Source organism: Streptomyces sp. CA-250714 (assembly GCF_050936705.1).
Taxonomy (GTDB): domain Bacteria; phylum Actinomycetota; class Actinomycetes; order Streptomycetales; family Streptomycetaceae; genus Streptomyces.
The window spans coordinates 828484-845503 of the sequence record NZ_JBNJMI010000002.1; the positions used below are offsets into that span (position 1 = coordinate 828484).

A 17020-nucleotide genomic window follows, 5' to 3' on the forward strand; every position below is an offset into this window, starting at 1 on the left:
CCGTGCCCGTACTCCGCTGGCTGTACGGCAAAACGATGCTGGCAGGTGACGACAGATCACCGCGCGCGCGGAATCGTGGAAGGCATGAACCCGATGCCCAACCCGCGCCGCGCGGACCGGATATGAGCGCGCTGACCACGGCGGTGCTGCTGTCCCTGGTTTCCGCGGTCAGCTACGCGCTGGCCGCGATCGTGCAGGAGCGGATCGCCACGACGACAGCGCCGAGCCGATGGGGCCTGCTGCGCTCCGGCATGTGGTGGACAGCGGCGGTGCTCCAGGGCGCGGGCGCGCTGCTGCACGTGGTGGCGCTCGGTCTGGGGCCGCTGACCGTCGTCCAGCCGCTCGGCGTGCTGACGCTCGTGCTCGCCGCTCCGATGGCGGCCCTGCTGGGGCGGCGGCGGGTGGCGGCGGCCGCGTGGCGGGGCATCGTCCTGGTCTCGGCCGGGCTGGCCGGGATTCTGCTGCTCACCGGCGACCGGGGCGCCGATTCCCTGGACGGCGGCGGCCAGTTCGCGCTCGCGGGCTGGGTGCTGGGCTCGCTCGCGCTGCTGGTGGGTGCGGCGACGGCAGTACAGCGGATGGGACACGGCCGCCCCGGCACCCGCGCCGTCGCGCTGCGCAGTGTGTCGCTGGCGCTGGCCGCGGGGGTGGCGTACGGCGCAGCCTCGGTGTTCGTGAAGACCCTCGCCGACAACTGGACCTCCGCCCCGTTGGCGACCTTCGTGCCGCTGGCCGTGCTGACGCTGCTGCTGGCGGGTGCCGGGATGGCCAGCTCGCAGGCCTCGTACCGGGACGGCGGGTTGGCCACGCCGCTGGCCACCACCACCGTGGCCAACCCGGTGGTGGCCGCGGCCGCCGGGATATTCCTGCTGAACGAGGGCTTCCGGTACGGCGCGACAGGCACGGTGCTGGCGCTGGGCGCCGGGGCGCTGGCCGCCTGGGGCCTGGTCGTACTGACGTCCGAGAGCACACGGCAGGCGCGGGCGGAGGAGACACCGCAGCCCCAGCCCCGGCCCCGACCCCGGGAGCCGCGGACGAAGGACACCGGCGTGCCGGGTCGTACCGCGGAGGCCGAGTTCGCGGTGCGGCAGGCACCGGAGGCGGCGACCCGCGCCGTGGTCGTCCCCGGCCCTCGCGTCCCCGCGGGCCGCCAACCGGTGCCCGCGCCGTAACGGTCGGGGCAGACCGCCGCGCTGGATGGCCGAGGGCGCGGGCCGGCGCCGCCCGCGGCCTCAACGCGCGGACAGTCGCGCCGCGCCCGCCCCCGTACGCCCCCTCGCCCCCACGCACACCCTCCCGCACACTGGTGATCAAACACCGGATGAAGGAGAGGGCTCATGCGTCCGTGGCAGGCGTCCCGCTGGGCGCGCGTGGCGCTGCCGCTGGTGGCGGGCGCCGTGCCCGTACTGGCGTTCCCCGCGCCCTCACTGTGGTGGCTGGCGTATGTGGCGCTGGTGCCGTGGCTGCTGTTGCTGCGCGCCGCGCCGTCGGGCCGTGCTGCGGCGTTCACGGGCTGGCTGGGCGGTACGGGGTTCATGCTGGTGATGCACCACTGGCTGATGCCGAACCTGCACGTCTTCATCCTCCTTCTCGCCGCGCTGCTGGGCCTGTTGTGGCTGCCGTGGGGCTGGCTGGTGCACCGGCTGCTGGCGGGCGCCCCCGGCGGCGGTCGGCTGGCGGCCTCCGTGGTGCTGATCCCATCGGGCTGGCTGCTGGCGGAGTTGGTCAGGTCCTGGGAGTACCTGGGCGGCCCATGGGGGCTGTTGGGCGCGAGCCAGTGGGAGGTACGACCCGCGCTGCGGCTGGCCTCGGTGGGCGGCGTATGGCTGGTGAGCTTCCTGGTGGTGGCGGTGAACACCGCGCTGACCGCGCTGCTGACCGAACCTCGGGCCAGGGTGGGCGCCGTGGTGGCGCTGGTGTCCGTCGCCGTCCTCACCAGCGCCGTGTGGCTGTGGGCCCCGCAGCCCGAACCCTCGGGCAGCACACGGGTCGCCGTCGTACAGATCGGGCAGGCGCCCTCGCGGGAGGAGCGGTTCGAGCGCGGCGAAAGGCTGACCCGCCGGCTGGCCGACAGCGATCCGGACCTGGTGGTGTGGGGCGAGAGCAGCGTCGGCTACGACCTCAACACGCACCCGGCGCTGGTGCGCAGGCTCGCCACGCTCTCCCGGCAGACGGGTGCCCCGCTGCTGGTGAACGTCGACGCGCGGCGCGGCGACCGGCCGGGCATCTACAAGAGCTCCGTCCTCGTCGACGAGGACGGACTGACCGGGCAGCGCTACGACAAGATGCGGCTGGTGCCGTTCGGCGAGTACATCCCCGCCCGACCGCTGCTCGGCTGGGCCACGTCGGTGGGCCGGGCGGCCGACGAGAACCGACGGCGCGGGCAGGAGTCGGTGGTGATGCGCGGGAACGGGCTGAGGTTCGGCCCGTTGATCTGCTTCGAGACGGCGTTCCCCGACATGTCCAGGCAACTGGCGAGGGAGGGGACCCAGGTGCTGGTCGCCCAGTCGTCGACCTCGACCTTCCAGGAGAGCTGGGCGCCCGAACAGCACGCGTCGCTGGCGGCGCTGCGGTCCGCCGAGTCCGGGCGGCCCATGGTGCACGCAACACTCACCGGGGTCAGTGTCGTGCACGGGCCCGACGGCGAGCGGATCGGGTCGCCGATGGGCACGGAAACCAGCGCCGTGCAGATCACGGAGGTGCCGCTGGCCACCGGGACGACGCTGTACGTACGGTTCGGCGACTGGACGGTGCGGTTGGCGCTGACCGCGCTCGTGGCGTACGGCGTGCTCGAAGGCGTGCGGGCGGCGCGGGGGCGCTCGGTGCGGGGCCGCGCGGAGCTCAGCGCGACTGTTCCAGCACGTCGTTGACGACACGCTCGCAGAGTTCGTGGGTGCGCAGGGCGTCCTGCGCACTGAGCGTCCGCCCCTGACGTACGGCGTCGAGGAAGGCGAGCACACACTGTTCGATGCCGCGCTGGCGGGCGACGGACACCCAGTCGCCGCGGCGCCGGACGCTGGGCTGGCCCTTGTGGTCGATGATCTCCGCCAGATCGCGCACTTCGCGCTTGGTGTCCTGACCCGAGACCTCCAGGATCTCCTCGGCGGATCCGGAGAGCCGGTTCATCACGCCGAGCGCGGTGAAGCCGTCGCCCGCGAGCTGGAGCACCACATGGTGCAGCAGCCCGTCGCGGACCCTGGCCCGCACATCGATGTGGTCCGCCTCGCCCGGAGCGAGGAAGCGCAGGGTGTCGACGACGTGGATGAAGTCGTCCAGCACCATCCTGCGGGGCTCCTCGGGCAGGCCCACCCGGTGCTTCTGGAGGAGGATCAGATCGCGGGGGTGCTCCAGGCACTGCGTGTACCCGGGGGCGTGCCGCCTGTTGAAGCCGACCGCGAGGCTGGTGCGGCGCCGCTCGGCCAGCTCCACGAGGGCGGCGGAGTCGGCGAGTTGGTAGGCGAGCGGCTTGTCGACGAAGGTGGGCACCCCCGCGTCCAGCAGCCGGTGCACCAGTTCGGGGTGGGCGCTGGTTGCGGCGTGTACGAACGCGGCGTCGGGGCCTGCGGCGAGCAGCCCGTCGAGGCCGGTGTGCCGGTGGGCGGCCGGGATCCGGTAGGCATCTGCGACGGCCGTCAGGGTGGCCGTGGTGCGGGTGACAAGGTGTGGCTCCAGGCCCGGCTGGGACATGAGCACCGGCAGGTACGCCTTCTTGGCGATGTCGCCGAGGCCGATCACACCGATCCTCACGGGCTCTCCCTCACTACCGAACGGGTGGCTGCGCCTGCGCAGCATACGTGCGCTGCGGCGGGCGCCAGTCGGCGATCCCCGCCATGGCACGCAGTGCGGCGGCGGGCGCGAGGCGGCTGACGGCGACGAGCGCCACATTGCGCAGGGCACAGGCCGGAGCGCTGGTCAGGATCGACGTACGGCTCGCGCGGGCGGAGCGCCGTACGACCTCGGCGGTACGGGGCAGCCGCTGCCGGGTGTAGTGCGCCAGCGCGTCGGCGATCTCGCCTGCCGGGTCGGCGCATTGGGCCAGTAAGACGGCGTCCTCGACGGCCTGGTTGCCGCCCTGGCCGAGGCCGGGGGCCATGGCGTGCGCCGCGTCGCCGAGCAGGGCGACCCGGCCCGTGTGGAGGGCGGGCAGCGGGTCGGTCAGGTGGTGGACGTCGTTGCGCAGTACGGCCTCTTCGGGCACGGATGCGATGAGCTGGGGCAGCGGCCGGTGCCAGCTGCCGTACAGCCGCAGCAGTGCGGCGCGTTCGCCACGCGGGTCCTGCTGCCCGGCCGGAGCCGTGGCGGCCGCATAGGCGTAGATCCTCCCGTCCGGGAGCGTCTGGGTGCCCCACATCCGGCCCCGGCCCCAGGTCTCGTGGGGCTCGACGCCGCCTTCGGGGGTCTCGGTGAGGAACCGCCAGGTGGTGAAGCCCGTGTACCGGGGGCCGGGGTGGGCGGGGAAGAGGGTGTGCCGGGTCGGCGAGTGGATGCCGTCGGCGGCGACCACGAGCTCGGCCGTGCGGGTCTCGCCGTCATCGGTGGTGACCGTTGCGGGCCGGCTCACGGCGCCCGGGTCGGTGAGGGTCGCGGCGATGCCGGTGCGCAGTTCGACGGTGCGGGGCAGCCGGTTGCGCAGCAGTTCGACGAGGGTGGAGCGGGTGAGCAGGACGACGGAGTCGCCGTAGCGTGCGGCCGCTTCGTCCCCCGTGGTGCGGACGAGCCAGCGGCCGGAGGGTACGCGCAGTCCGCCCTGGCCGGTCCAGGTGCGCAGCTCGCGTACGGAGTCGCCGAGCCCGATCACGTCCAGGGCGCGCAGGCCGTTGGGGGCGATGCCGATGCCCGCGCCGACGGGTTCGAGTTGCCGGGCGCGCTCCAGGACGGTGACGGACCAGCCGCGGGCGCCGAGCGCGGCGGCCGCCGTCAGCCCACCGATACCGGCGCCGATGACGAGAGCGCGCGGAGCTTGGGACGAGTGCACGGGGCCTCCCCGGAGAGCCGACTACAAGCGTAGTGATCGACACCGAGCGTACTACAGATGTAGTGATCCCGGTAGATTGCCCCCATGACCCCACGTGCCGCCGCCACGCCCCGTACCGCGCTGATCGCCGACACCGCCATCCGGCTGCTGGCCGAGCGCGGGCTACGCGGCCTGACCCACCGCGCCGTGGACGAGGCGGCCGGACTGCCGCTGGGCTCCACCTCCAACCACGCGCGGACCCGGGCAGCCCTGCTGGAAGCCGCCATACGGCGACTGACCGAACTGGAGGCCGCCGTCCTCACCACCGAGGAGATGGCGGAGTCGGCCCGTGAGGCGAGCGGTCCCGGCCCGTTGGCCGCCCTCATCGCGACCGCGCTGCACCGTCATCTCACCCGGCACCGCGCTCTGCTGGTGGCCCGTTACGAGCTGGCGCTGGAGGCCACCCGGCGTCCGGAGCTGCGGGCGTACTACGACCGAACGGGCATGAGCAACTTCGCCGGGCCGCTCCGGGCCATGCTCGGCGCCGCCGGCTCGACCGCGCCCGACCGGCACGCACTCTCACTGCTGGCCTGGTGCGACGGCATCCTCTTCACCTGCACGGCAGGCACCTTCAACGCGGCCGCGCCCACCGAGGAGGAGCTGCGGACCAGCCTGCAGGAGATGCTGACCGGGATGCTGGCCCCTCGCGGCTGACGTACCGCGGGGAGCACTGCGGGAGCACCGAAAGCCCTCGGACCGCCGGGAAACCTGTTGCTCCCGCACCGCCCGCGAGCACGATGGCCGGATGACAACCGACGACAAGCAGACAACCGACGACAAACAGACGAGCGACGACAGGCAGACGAGCGACGGCGAACAGTCGCAGCGGCGCCCGGTCGGAGCCGTGAGCGGGCTTCCGCTCCCCCAGGGCAGCGGCCCCGAGAGGCAACTGCTGGAGCAGTGGCTGGACTTCCAGCGCGCCACGCTCGCCGCGAAGTGCGCAGGACTCGACGACGAGCAGTTGCGGCACGCCTCGGCCCCGCCGTCCAACCTGACTCTGCTCGGCCTGCTGCGGCACATGACCGACGTGGAACGCCACTGGTTCCAGTTCGTGTTCGGCGAGAAGGACTCGGACCCGATCTACTTCACCGAGGAAGCCCCCGACGACGACTTCGTGGTGACCGACGCTGACACCGGCGCCGACACCCTCGCCGTCTGGCAGCGCGAGGTCGACAGGGCCCGCAAGTCCGCTGCGCGGCGTTCCCTCGACGACACGGGCGTCAACCCTCGACGGCCCGCCTGGAGCCACTCCCTGCGGTGGATCTATCTGCACGTGATCGGCGAGTACGCGCGGCACAACGGCCACGCCGATCTGCTGCGGGAGCGCATCGACGGAGCGACGGGCTTCTGAGCGCCCCGTGATCACCCCTGGGGGGACTTCCCGGCCGGGGCGCGGGTGGGAAGAGTTGCCGGAGTGTCACGTATGACGAAAGCCATGGCCGTCGCAGGAGTGGCGCTCTCGGCCGCGACAGGGTGCATCACCGTCTCCGGCAGCCCCCAGGCGCCCGGCGACGGACCCTCCCCCCAGCACTCCCCCGTTCCCGGGCACGGGGCGGCGCCGCCTCGCCTGGTGCTCCCCTCGGCGAAGGAGGCACTGTCCCGGCTCCCCCGCCAGGGAACCGCCCCCGAGCGGCGCGGCACGGAAGACCCGCAACGGCGCGGCGCCTCCCTGCGCACCGGCGAGAGCGGGACCGCCGCGGATACGACAGCTCGCCCGGAGCAGCAGCCCCCTCCCCGGCCCGCACCACTGCCGCGTGCCCGGGATCAGGCCCCGGCCGCCGGGAGCGGAGGCGCGGGCCCCGGGCCGGCGGAATACGGCGGGCCGAGGGGCGGCGCGGGCGGACTCGGGCACCACGGCCGGGACGACGGCCGAGGGCACTCCGGCGCCGCCATGTGCGAGTGGGGCGAGACGTACGGGCGATGGGACCCGGACAGCGCCCAGGCGCGCATCTGCCGCGACACTTACGGCAGGTGACCCGGCCGGGGGCGCGGGCCGGTCACGGCAGCTGGTCCGGCCAGGGGCGCGGCACGGCAAGTGACCCGGCTGGCGGCGCGCTCCGGTCACGGCAGGTGACCCGGCCAGGCGCGTGGTCCGGTCACGGCAGGTGATCCGGCCAGGGGCGCAGCCCGGTCACGACAGCTGACCCGGCCGACGGCGCGCTCCGGTCACGGCAGATGACCCGCCCGGCGGCGCGGGCCGGTCACGGCAGGTGGTCCGTGCCGCCGCTCGAGCCGTCCGGGGTGCCGCCGGGCGAGGCGGCACCGTCGGCGATCCGCTTCTCCAGGCGCTCGATGGCGGCGCGGATGCCCTCCCCGTACGCGTCTCCGGGCAGCGCGTCCAGCTTGCCCCGCGCCTGCTCCAGCTCGCGCCGGGCCGCCTCCTCGTCGCCGAGCTTGACGTGGTCGGCCGCCAGGTTGAGGTACAGGGAGGGGTACAGCGAGCGAACCGCGAGCTGGTGCTCACCCCAGCTGACCCGGTCCCCGTTCAGGGCGTCCGCCGCAGCGAGGGCCCGCAGGTCCCAGGCGAGCTCGTCCGCCGGATCGTCCTGGGTGTCCGCCATGTAGTGCGCGATGGTGCAGCGGTAGAAGAGATCGGCTTCCGTGTCGGTCTCCGTCCACAGCGCGGCGAAGCGGTTCCTGGCCTCCTCCCGGTCACCACCGCGGTGCAGCATGATCGCCTGGCCGATTCTGACCATCGTCGCGTCCTGGTCGCCCTGGGGGGCGTCCTGCTGGGGCTCCGCCACGAGGGGCTCCTCCCGTTCGCCGTGTGCTGGATCTACGACGCTAACGGCCGCCTCTGACAATGGCGCTCACCTCGGGAGGAACCCCGCGTGGCCCGGCCCGGACCGGGGGGTCGACGCGGACCGGGTGGGTCGGCCCAGGCCAGGTGGGTCGGGCCCGGACCTGCTGCCTCGCTCCGGACCGGGGGTCGGCCAGGACCGCGTGGCCCTGCCCGGACCGGCTGCCTCGCTCCCGACCCGGTGGCCCGGCCAGGACCGCGTGGCCCGGCCCGGACCAGCTGCTTCGCTCAGGACCAGGTACCTCAGCCCAGATCGGGGATGCGCCAGTCGATCGGGGTGTGGCCCTGCGCCGCGACGGCCTCGTTGATCTGGGTGAAGGGCCGGGAGCCGAAGAACCGCTTCGCCGACAGCGGTGAGGGGTGGGCGCCCTGCACCACCGCGTGCCGCTCGGTGTCGATGAGGGGCAGCTTCTTCTTCGCGTAGTTGCCCCACAGCACGAACACCGCCGGATCCGGGCGGTCGGCGACAGCGCGGATGACGGCGTCGGTGAACTTCTCCCAGCCCTTGCCCTTGTGCGAGTTGGCCTCGCCCTCGCGCACCGTCAGCACCGCGTTCAGCAGCAGCACGCCCTGCTCGGCCCAGGGCATCAGATAGCCGTTGTCGGGAACCGGGTGGCCCAGCTCGTCCCGCATCTCCTTGTAGATGTTGCGCAGCGAGGGCGGGGTCTTGACGCCGGGTCGCACCGAGAAGCACAGGCCGTGGCCCTGACCCGGTCCGTGGTACGGATCCTGGCCCAGGATGAGCACCTTCACCTGCTCGTACGGGGTCGCGTCGAGGGCGGCGAACACCTCCTCACGGGGCGGGTAGACGGGGCCGCGCTCCCGCTCCTCCTCGACGAACTCCGCCAGTTCCTTGAAGTAGGGCTTCTCGGTCTCCTCTCCGAGGACGCCCTGCCAGGACTGGGGCAGCATCTCTTTCACGCGCTGTTACCTCCGCTGCGGTGGTGCTCTTCCGGGTGGTGCTCACTGATCGCCCCGAAGGTACCGTCCGCCACTGACAGCCCCGCAGGCCGCTACCAGCTCGACTTCTTGTACAGCTCCCACACGCGCAGGATGACCGAGGCGTCGACCGCCCACTCGACACCCGCGATGTCCTTCTCCGCCGCTACGTAGACCTTGCCCTGCCACAGCGGCAGCAGTTGTACGTCGTCGGCCATCTCCCGCTGGGCCCTCGCGAACGACTGCCCGGCCGCTCCGCGGTCGCTCTGCCGGCGCGAGTACGGCAACAGCTCCTCGGTCAGCTTTTTGTCCGGGTACGGGGTGCCGACCGCGTTCTTCTCCCCCACGAAGGGCGTGATGTAGTTGTCCGCGTCGGGGAAGTCGGCGGACCAGCCGCGCCCGAAGACCGGGTACTCGCCCTTGAGGTAGCCCTTCTGGAACGTGTCCCACGGGCGCGACTTGAGGGTGATGTCGAAGAGGCCGGAGTCCTCCAACTGCCGCTTCAGCTCGGCGAACTCCCGGCCTGTCGAGTCGCCGTAACGATCCTCCGCGTACCAGAGGGTCAGCCGCACCTTGTCGTAGATGCCCGCGTCCCGGAGCGTCTTGCGGGCCTTCTTGGAGTCGGGTTCCCCGTAGCGGTCGAGGAAGGCGTTGGTGTGTCCGGTGATGCCCGCCGGGACCATGGAGTAGAGGGGGTCGGCCGTCCGGTCGTAGACCTCGCGCACCAGCTTCTTACGGTCGACGAGCTGGGCTATCGCGCGCCGGACGGCGGGCTTGGCGACCTGCTTGTCCTTCGGGTTGAGGACCAGGAAGTGCACCTCGGAGCCGGTCATCTCGCTCAGGTCGACGGAGTCGTCACCCGAGGCGGCGGCCTCCTGGAACTCCAGGACTTGTTCCGGAGTCAGTCCGCGGTAGGTGATGTCTATTCGGCCCGCCTGGAGGTCGCTGACCATCTTGGCGGACCGCTTGTAGTAGCGGATGGTGACCGCGTCGTTCCGTACCTTCGCGCTGCCCTTGTAGTCGGGGTTCTTGGTGAGCTCGGCCCGCTTGCCCGGCTCGTAGTCCTTGAGCGTGTACGGCCCCGAGCCGGTCACCCCGGGGCCGGGGTGCTCGGTGGAGCGCGGATAGTCCTCGGGGTCGACGAGGGAGGTCGCGGGGGTGGAGAGGATGAACGGGAAGGTGGCGTCCGACTTCTTCAGCCGGAAGACCACCGTGCGGCTGCCGGTGGCGTCGACCCGCTCGAGGTTGGCGAGCAGTGCCGCGGGCCCTGACGGGGCGTCGATCGAGGTGATGCGGTCGAAGGAGTGCTTGACCGCTTGGGCGTCCAGCGGCCGGCCGCTGGAGAACTTCAGCCCCTTGCGCAGCTTGCAGCGGTAGATCCGGCTGGCCGAGTCGGTGAACCCGCAGTCACTGGCGGCCTCCGGCTCCGGGGTGGTGCCGGAGTTCGGGATGGTCATGAGGGTCTGGAAGATGTTCCGGTACAGCTCCCAGGAGCCGTCCCAGGCTGCGGCCGGATCGAGGGAGCTGGGAGCGCTTGTCGTACCGACCACGATCTTGTGCTCCTCGTCCCCGTCGCCGCCGGGGAGCGAACTGCACCCGGTCACGAGTGCGAGGGAGAGTATGGTCGCTGCGGCTCTCGGCAGCGCTTGCCGGTCGAACACGTGGCGCTCCTCAGTCGGCGGTGCCTGTACTGCTGGTGCGGTGCCCTGGGGATGCGCCCACGCTCCGGGGCGACACCCAACTGCGGGAAATCGCTTGGACATTACCCCAGCCACTGCCGTCACGGAGATGGAACAAGACGTCCGGGTGCCGGTACCTGTGGTACCGACACCCGGACATATGGGCCATAGGCCGTTCGGCGCCTGGAATCGCGGCGCCAGTTCAACGGTCGTACGGAGGTGCTCGACGGGCCGCACGAGTGGCGCGGCGCGGCTGTTCGACTATTCGACGCCCGCGTTGAGGAAGAGACCGCCGTCCACGGTCAGCGTCTGGCCGGTGATCCAGCCCGCATCGTCGGAGGTCAGGAACTTGGCGGCGCCCGCCACGTCCTCCGGCGCGCCGAGCCTGCCCATCGGATAGCGGGCGGCCGCCTCCTCCTCGCGCCCCTCGTAGAGCGCCGCGGCGAACTTCGTCTTGACCACGGCCGGCGCCACCGCGTTGACCCGCACCTTCGGCGCGAACTCGTGGGCGAGCTGCTGGGTCAGATTGACCATCGCCGCCTTGCTCATGCCGTACGCGCCGATGAACGGCGAGGCCGAAATGCCCGCGATGGAGGCGACGTTGACGATCGTCCCGCCGTGTTCCCGCTGCCAGGCGGCCCAGGTGCGCTGCGCGAAGCCGAGTGCCGAGATCACGTTCGTCTCGAACACCTTGCGGGCGACGCCCAGGTCCAGCTCGGCCATCGGCCCGAACACCGGGTTGGTGCCCGCGTTGTTGACCAGGTGGTCGATGCGTCCGTACGCCTCCATCACCTGCTCGACGACGGCCGCCTGGTGCTCCAGGTCGTGCGCCTTGCCCGCGACCCCCATCGCCCGGTCGGAGCCGAGCCGTTCGACCGCCTCCTTGAGCGCGTCCTCGTTCCGCCCGGTGACGCACACCCGGTCGCCGCGCGCCACCAGCGCCTCGGCGATGCCGTAGCCGATGCCGCGGCTGCCGCCCGTGACGAGTGCGACCTTCCCGGTGTCGGGCAGTCGGCCGCCCGCTGTCTGCTCTGTCATCCGATCTGCTCCTCGCCGGCCGTCAGTTGAGGGGTCCGCCGGCGACGTACAGCACCTGGCCGGAGACGAAGCCGGCCTGCTCGTCGGCGAAGAACGCGACGGCGTTGGCGATGTCGGCGGGCTCACCCACGCGCTGGACGGGGATCTGGCCAGCCGCAGCGGCCTTGAAGTCCTCGAAGCCCATGCCCACGCGCTCGGCGGTGGCGGCGGTCATGTCGGTGGCGATGAAGCCGGGTGCCACCGCGTTGGCTGTGATGCCGAACTTGCCCAGTTCCTTGGCGAGGGTCTTGGTGAAGCCCTGCATACCGGCCTTGGCCGCCGCGTAGTTGACCTGCCCGCGGTTGCCCAGCGCCGAGGACGAGGAGAGGTTGACGATGCGCCCGAAGCCGGCGTCCACCATGTACTTCTGGCAGGCACGGGACATCAGGAAAGCGCCCCGCAGGTGCACGTTCATGACCGTGTCCCAGTCGCTGTCGCTCATCTTGAACAGCAGGTTGTCGCGCAGCACACCGGCGTTGTTCACCAGCACCACGGGCGCCCCGAGTTCCTCGGCGACGCGGCTGACAGCGGTCTCGACCTGCGCGGAGTCGGAGACGTCGCAGCCGACGGCGAGCGCCTTGCCGCCCTGCTCGGTGATCTGCGCGACGGTCTGCGCGCAGGCGGCCTCGTCGAGGTCGAGTACGGCTACGGCGTGGCCCTCGGCCGCCAGACGGACGGCCGTGGCCGCGCCGATCCCTCGGGCGGCGCCCGTCACGATCGCGACTCGCTGCTCGGTGCTGGACATGCTGGTCTCTCCTCGGCCTGAGTGGGTGAGCAACCGCTTAGTACCTATGGCAGTCGTGACGCTATGGGGCGGGCGATGTGGTGTCAACGCCCGCATCCGGGAGGGACCGGCACGGACCGGCCCCTCCGGGATGCGGCTCAGCGCACCAGCAGATCCAGCAGGCGCTCGCTCTCGGCCTCGGGATCGGCGGTCAGCCCGGTGTGCACCGGGCCGGGCTGGACGACCGTGCTGCGCGGCGCCACCAGCCACCGGAAGCGCCGGCCCACGTCCTCCCCGGCCGCCTGCCCGGCCTGCGCGCCCCCGCTGCACACGCCCTCCACGGCGTGCAGCGCGGCCCGTACGCCCTGGACGTCGGCGCACGGGTCGAGGGCGAACAGCCGGTCCTCGTCGAGATGAGTGCGCGCGCCGAGGAAGGAGCGCGCCCGGCAGTAGACCAGGACGCCCGCGTTGATCAGCTCGCCGCGCTCGATGTGGGGAACAACACGCAGCAGCGCGTACTCGAACACGTCGAGATCGCTGCGCGCACCTGCCGCAGTACGAATCCGCGTCACTTGGCATCGCCGCCCTTCCCGGTGAGCCACCCCGGCGCTTGCGAGGGCAGGTCCTTGCTCGGCTCGCCGAGCGTGATCCGCTCCTGGATCGTACGGGCGCGGGACGCCAGGACCTTGGTGTACGCGGCGCGTACCTCGTCCGGGTACGCGAAGCCCGGTTCGTCCGCGAGCCACTCGTCGGGGATCTCGGCGGCGCACTCGGACAGCAGTTCCTCGGTGACCCGGGGCGCCAGCTCGGCCGCCGCCTCCTCGGTCAGCGGCCCGAAGGGAGCCAGCGCGTGGTCGGAGGCGTCGTACGGCCGCTCGGCGGCGGCCTGCGCGGTGGGCCAGTTGTGGTGGAAGATCAGCGTCGCGCCGTGGTCGATCAGCCAGAGATCGCCGTGCCACACCAGCATGTTGGGGTTGCGCCAGGAGCGGTCGACGTTGCCCACGAGCGCGTCGAACCACACCACGCGCCCGGCCTCCTCGGGGCTCACCTGGTAGGCGAGCGGGTCGAAGCCGAGCGAGCCGGGCAGAAAGTCCATGCCGAGGTTGAGCCCGCCGCTCGCCTTCAGCAGTCCCTGCACCTCTTCGTCGGGCTCGGACAGACCGATCACCGGGTCGAGCCAGGTCCGCACCAGATCGGGCACCCGCAGACCGAGCCGCTGGGCGAGCCGCCCGCACAACACCTCGGCCACCAGCGTCTTGCGGCCCTGTCCGGCGCCGGTGAACTTCATGACATAGGTCCCCAGGTCGTCGGCCTCGACCAGACCGGGGAGTGAACCGCCCTCGCGCAGTGGTGTGACATAGCGCGTGGCTGTGACTTCGGGGAGCATTTCCCCAGGTTATACGCCCGTCTACGGTTCAGTTTCAGGTCCTGCCACCGGGTCACCCACCCCAGCGGCCGCCCTGAGCACCCCCGCGGAGAATCCGGGGTAGGACGGGCTCCTCCCGGCACTCAGCGGCACTAGAGGCATGGACGGTGATCGAGTCGTCCAGCGGCTCAGCGCGGCCCGTTCCCTGAGCGCGTCCCGGGGCCGCCTGTCAGCCGCAAGCCCGCTCCGATCAGCGGCAGTTGGCCGCCCGGGTCCGACCAGTCGGCATGTTGCTCGCGGATCCCCTGGCTGTGATCATCGGGGCGTGGCGAGCGCAGATCAGGTCAAAGTCGAGAGCGAGCGAAACGCGGACCGGTGGCCGGACATTCCCGGCGACACAGCGTTCACCATCAAGATTCCAGAGGCTGATCCGCTGGTCCGGGCCGGATTCCCCGCCCATGTGACCGTGCTCTACCCGTTCGTGCACGAGAGCCGCATAGACACCCTCGTCCACCGTGAACTGTCCGGCCTCTTCGCCAAGCACGATGCGTTCACCTTGACCTTCTCCGAATTCGGCCGCTACCCCGGTGTGCTGTACCTCGCCCCGCAGCCGCACAACCCGGTCAAGGCGCTGACCGCGGACCTCACGCAGCGCTGGCCCGAACTGGTCCCGTACCGAGGGCTCTTCGGCACCGGTCTCGACCCCCATCTGACGGTCGCGAACCACGAGGGCCCTGCGACCCAGGACGCAGCGTACGACGCGTTGCAGGCAGAACTCGCGCCTCTGTTGCCGCTGCGCTGCCACGTCCACGCGGTTCAACTCATCGTGTGGGACGGCGAACGCTGGCAGGAACGGGTGAACTACCCGCTCGCTGTGCTGCGGCGGGGCTGACCGAACAGATCCGCGTACGGCGCCGTCGCGAGCGGTCAGCCCGCCGGTCGTTGAAGATCACCAGGGGTGCAGAATGACCCATGTGCCGATAACGAACACGCCGAAGACGGCAACAATCGACGACGCTCAGCTGGTCAGCCGCACCCTGGCCTGCGCCTTCGACGATGACCCGATGATGCGCTGGTTCTTCCCCGATGATTCCGCTCGGGAGGCAGCGCTTGGCCGTTACTTCACCACACTCTTCACCCGGCAGTACGCCCAGCACGGCGTGTGCGAGCGCACTGACGCAGCGGTCGCCTTCTGGGTACCGCCGGAGGGACAGGAAAAGGCCGTTCCTGACGCGGAGACCGTCCAGGAGCTCCAGAACATCCTCGGCGACCGGGCACTGCTGTTCCGCGATGCCGTCACGACAGTGGCCGAGCACACACCGACGGAACCTCACTGGTACCTGGCCTTGATCGGCGCCGACCCCGCCGCCCAGGGCCAGGGGCACGGGGCAGCGCTGCTGCGTTCGGGGCTGGCCAAGGCCGACGCGGCAGGCCTGCCCGCCTATCTGGAGCCCTCCAAGCCATCCAACCTCCCCTTCTACGAGCACTTCGGCTTCACCGTGCACAAGGAGCTGCAACTGCCCGGAGGCGGACCAGTGCTGTGGGCCATGCGGCGCGAACCCGGTCCGTCGGCTGGCGTGTAGGGCGTGACCGGCGGGTCTTGACCGGCAGCTCCGTTGAGGGGCTGCCGACAGTCAGGCCCTCTCCACCAGTGCCGAGTAGGCCCTCTCAAGGCCCTTCGTGTGGCCGGCCCGCAACTCGATGTAGGCGTGCCCGCCGGCCGTACAGGCTTCACGTAGGGCGGTGCTCTGTTCCCTGACCCACGCGGCGATCTTCCGGTACGTGGTGTCATCGGCTCCGTCGAGCCAGTCCGGGGCGGCCCTCAAGTGTTCGGTGGTGAGCTCCGTGTTTCCGAGGAAGACGCAGCTCAGTGGCACTCCGAGAGCGGCAACCGCATCGGCCGCCGCCGGCGTGACGATGTCACCCTCGACCACATAACCGTCCAGAGGATCGGAGTCGTCGAGGCTCTCCGCAGTGGCACGGACGAACTCGATGAGGAAGGGCTGCGCCCGTACGGCCTTGTCCGCATGCGTACCGTGCCGCACGCCGTGCTCGGGCGCAGCACGCTGAAGCATCGAGACCAGAGCGTCGGTCGGGCATCCCGGGATGCCGTCCCGGTCCAGCAGCATCCATGCGAGGGTGCTCTTGCCCACCCGTGGCGGGCCGCCTATCAGGTAGATCACGCGCAGACCGTACCCCGCTGTCCCGGGCCACGGCGTGGTGATTTCGCGCGGAGGCAGAATCGCGCCCAGCGCCTCCGGATCCGGCAAGTGACCGTCCGGACAGCGCATTTGCCTGGCTGAGCCCACCCGCCCTCGACAGGTTGATGACCGCAGCCGGGTGCGGCGACCCGGTGGTCCAGCGCCAAGTCCTCTTTGCGCGGGAGTAGTTGGTAACCGTCTACTCGAAGCCCCGGGCGATGAACAAGCGGGTGGCAGGCCGGTAGGGGTTGCGGGCGAGGTGCCGTCGGTAGCCAGTCGTCCAGAAATTTTTACACTCGTGGCATTTTTATGTTGACACCTTCAGAGCCTCGGAGTAAATTTACGTCCGTCGCAAATTTTCAACTCCGCAGGAAGAACGGAAGCGCCCATGCCCGAACCCATCCCCGCCCTCCTCCGCACCACGGCCCTCGGCACCAGCCCCCTGGCCAAGCTCGACATCCGCACCCCCGTACCGCCCCGCGGCAACCGGCGCCCGCCCGTCCAGGCGTCCCCCGCACGCGCCCGACGGGTTCCCCCGCCGGTCCGCAATCTGCCGCGGCGCTACGGCAACTGACCTGCCCCACACCGGCACCCACATCAGCACTCACCCCCCGAACCATGAGGAGAAACGCCTTGCAGATCACCGCCTCCACCGTCTCGCTCACCGTCGACGACGTCGCCGCCTCCCAGCAGTTCTTCACCGCGCACCTCGGCTACACCGAACAGGCCGCCGCTGACGGCTTCGCCTCCCTGACCCGCCCGGACGCCGCCGCCGATATCGTCCTGCTCGCCCGTGGCACCGGGATACTGCCGGCCGACCAGCGCGACCAGCGCGCCTCCGGGCTGATCCTCGCCTTCACCATCACCGGTATCCAGGACGAGGAGAAGCGCCTGCGCGACGCGGGTGTGGAGATCACCATGCCGCTGCGCGAGGAGCCCTGGGGCGAACACCTCTTCCAGATCACCGATCCCAACGGCGTGATCATTCAGTTCGTCGAGTGGGCAGCGCCGGCCGCCTCCTGATCACCCGACTCCGCCGTCACGCCCTGCCCTGCCCCGTACTCTGTCGCCCCCGTACTCAGTCGCCCCGAAGGAGACACCCCATAAGGCACCCGCTACCCCCTCGTCAGCCTCGCTGCGCCCCGCCCCGCACGGTGCGCACGGCAACGTCAGCGCACGCCAACTACCGGCCCGGCCGCCGAGAACGGGGGAACAGCACC

At 71.3% G+C, this 17020-nt stretch carries 19 protein-coding genes; 9 read left to right on the forward strand and 10 right to left on the reverse strand.

Going from position 1 to position 17020, the window contains the following annotated elements:
* Nucleotides 1-122: 122 nt before the first annotated feature.
* Together ACQEU8_RS22660 and lnt are read left to right on the forward strand one after the other, a co-directional pair.
* Nucleotides 123-1172, forward strand: a complete 1050-nt coding sequence (locus ACQEU8_RS22660; protein ID WP_433103924.1) for a DMT family transporter — start codon at nt 123-125, stop codon at nt 1170-1172.
* 165 nt (nt 1173-1337) lie between these two features.
* A complete protein-coding gene (gene lnt / locus ACQEU8_RS22665; protein WP_433103926.1) occupies nt 1338-2870 on the forward strand; it encodes an apolipoprotein N-acyltransferase in 1533 nt (510 codons plus the stop codon).
* On the opposite strand, the gene ACQEU8_RS22670 is transcribed toward lnt, so the two are convergent.
* Nucleotides 2842-3747 (reverse strand): Gfo/Idh/MocA family protein, encoded by a 906-nt coding sequence (locus ACQEU8_RS22670; protein ID WP_433103928.1) that lies wholly within the window; start codon nt 3745-3747, stop codon nt 2842-2844. The genes lnt and ACQEU8_RS22670 overlap by 29 nt on opposite strands.
* A 13-nt stretch (nt 3748-3760) precedes the next feature.
* Nucleotides 3761-4975, reverse strand: a complete 1215-nt coding sequence (locus ACQEU8_RS22675; RefSeq protein WP_433103930.1) for an FAD-dependent monooxygenase — start codon at nt 4973-4975, stop codon at nt 3761-3763.
* 84 nt (nt 4976-5059) lie between these two features.
* Between ACQEU8_RS22675 and ACQEU8_RS22680 the strand changes: the two genes are divergently transcribed.
* The 3 genes from ACQEU8_RS22680 to ACQEU8_RS22690 all read left to right on the forward strand — a co-directional run bounded on the left by ACQEU8_RS22680 (nt 5060) and on the right by ACQEU8_RS22690 (nt 6989).
* Nucleotides 5060-5668, forward strand: coding sequence for a TetR/AcrR family transcriptional regulator (locus ACQEU8_RS22680; protein WP_433103932.1), 609 nt, complete (start codon nt 5060-5062; stop codon nt 5666-5668).
* 91 nt (nt 5669-5759) lie between these two features.
* Nucleotides 5760-6365 carry a DinB family protein gene (locus tag ACQEU8_RS22685; protein ID WP_433103934.1) on the forward strand — a complete coding sequence of 202 codons (606 nt, stop codon included), beginning with the start codon at nt 5760-5762 and terminating at the stop codon, nt 6363-6365.
* Nucleotides 6366-6437: 72 nt separating this feature from the next.
* The gene (locus tag ACQEU8_RS22690) at nt 6438-6989 is read left to right on the forward strand and encodes a hypothetical protein (protein ID WP_433103936.1); all 552 of its coding nucleotides are present in this window, start codon (nt 6438-6440) and stop codon (nt 6987-6989) included.
* Between the two features lie 226 nt (nt 6990-7215).
* Here the strand turns inward: ACQEU8_RS22690 and ACQEU8_RS22695 are convergent, their stop codons facing one another.
* The 7 genes from ACQEU8_RS22695 to ACQEU8_RS22725 form a co-directional block, all read right to left on the reverse strand.
* On the reverse strand, nt 7216-7758 hold the full coding sequence (locus ACQEU8_RS22695) for a hypothetical protein (RefSeq protein ID WP_433103938.1): 543 nt from the start codon (nt 7756-7758) through the stop codon (nt 7216-7218).
* 299 nt (nt 7759-8057) lie between these two features.
* Nucleotides 8058-8726 carry a uracil-DNA glycosylase gene (locus ACQEU8_RS22700; RefSeq protein ID WP_433108647.1) on the reverse strand — a complete coding sequence of 223 codons (669 nt, stop codon included), beginning with the start codon at nt 8724-8726 and terminating at the stop codon, nt 8058-8060.
* Nucleotides 8727-8827: 101 nt separating this feature from the next.
* Nucleotides 8828-10414 (reverse strand): ABC transporter substrate-binding protein, encoded by a 1587-nt coding sequence (locus tag ACQEU8_RS22705; RefSeq protein WP_433103940.1) that lies wholly within the window; start codon nt 10412-10414, stop codon nt 8828-8830.
* 279 nt (nt 10415-10693) lie between these two features.
* Nucleotides 10694-11470, reverse strand: coding sequence for an SDR family oxidoreductase (locus ACQEU8_RS22710; RefSeq protein WP_433103942.1), 777 nt, complete (start codon nt 11468-11470; stop codon nt 10694-10696).
* Between the two features lie 22 nt (nt 11471-11492).
* Nucleotides 11493-12254: a 3-oxoacyl-ACP reductase FabG gene (gene fabG, locus ACQEU8_RS22715; protein WP_433103944.1), complete on the reverse strand. Its 762-nt coding sequence runs from the start codon at nt 12252-12254 to the stop codon at nt 11493-11495.
* A 137-nt stretch (nt 12255-12391) separates the two neighbouring features.
* Nucleotides 12392-12805 (reverse strand): DUF3037 domain-containing protein, encoded by a 414-nt coding sequence (locus tag ACQEU8_RS22720; protein WP_433103946.1) that lies wholly within the window; start codon nt 12803-12805, stop codon nt 12392-12394.
* Nucleotides 12802-13620: a HipA family kinase gene (locus ACQEU8_RS22725; RefSeq protein ID WP_433103948.1), complete on the reverse strand. Its 819-nt coding sequence runs from the start codon at nt 13618-13620 to the stop codon at nt 12802-12804. The genes ACQEU8_RS22720 and ACQEU8_RS22725 overlap by 4 nt, the downstream gene beginning before the upstream one ends.
* A gap of 304 nt (nt 13621-13924) precedes the next feature.
* Here ACQEU8_RS22725 and ACQEU8_RS22730 point away from each other — a divergent pair, with 304 nt between their 5' ends.
* Both ACQEU8_RS22730 and ACQEU8_RS22735 read left to right on the forward strand, forming a co-directional pair.
* On the forward strand, nt 13925-14491 hold the full coding sequence (locus tag ACQEU8_RS22730; protein WP_433103950.1) for a 2'-5' RNA ligase family protein: 567 nt from the start codon (nt 13925-13927) through the stop codon (nt 14489-14491).
* Nucleotides 14492-14564: 73 nt separating this feature from the next.
* A complete protein-coding gene (locus tag ACQEU8_RS22735; RefSeq protein WP_433103952.1) occupies nt 14565-15182 on the forward strand; it encodes a GNAT family N-acetyltransferase in 618 nt (205 codons plus the stop codon).
* 51 nt (nt 15183-15233) lie between these two features.
* Here ACQEU8_RS22735 and ACQEU8_RS22740 read toward each other — a convergent pair whose 3' ends face one another.
* Nucleotides 15234-15782 (reverse strand): hypothetical protein, encoded by a 549-nt coding sequence (locus ACQEU8_RS22740; RefSeq protein WP_433103954.1) that lies wholly within the window; start codon nt 15780-15782, stop codon nt 15234-15236.
* A gap of 406 nt (nt 15783-16188) precedes the next feature.
* On the opposite strand from ACQEU8_RS22740, the gene ACQEU8_RS22745 reads away from it, so the two are divergent.
* Together ACQEU8_RS22745 and ACQEU8_RS22750 are read left to right on the forward strand one after the other, a co-directional pair.
* Entirely contained in the window at nt 16189-16374 is a 186-nt protein-coding gene (locus tag ACQEU8_RS22745; protein WP_433103956.1) for a hypothetical protein, read from the forward strand.
* A 59-nt stretch (nt 16375-16433) separates the two neighbouring features.
* On the forward strand, nt 16434-16823 hold the full coding sequence (locus ACQEU8_RS22750) for a VOC family protein (RefSeq protein ID WP_433108649.1): 390 nt from the start codon (nt 16434-16436) through the stop codon (nt 16821-16823).
* Nucleotides 16824-17020 lie beyond the last annotated feature (197 nt).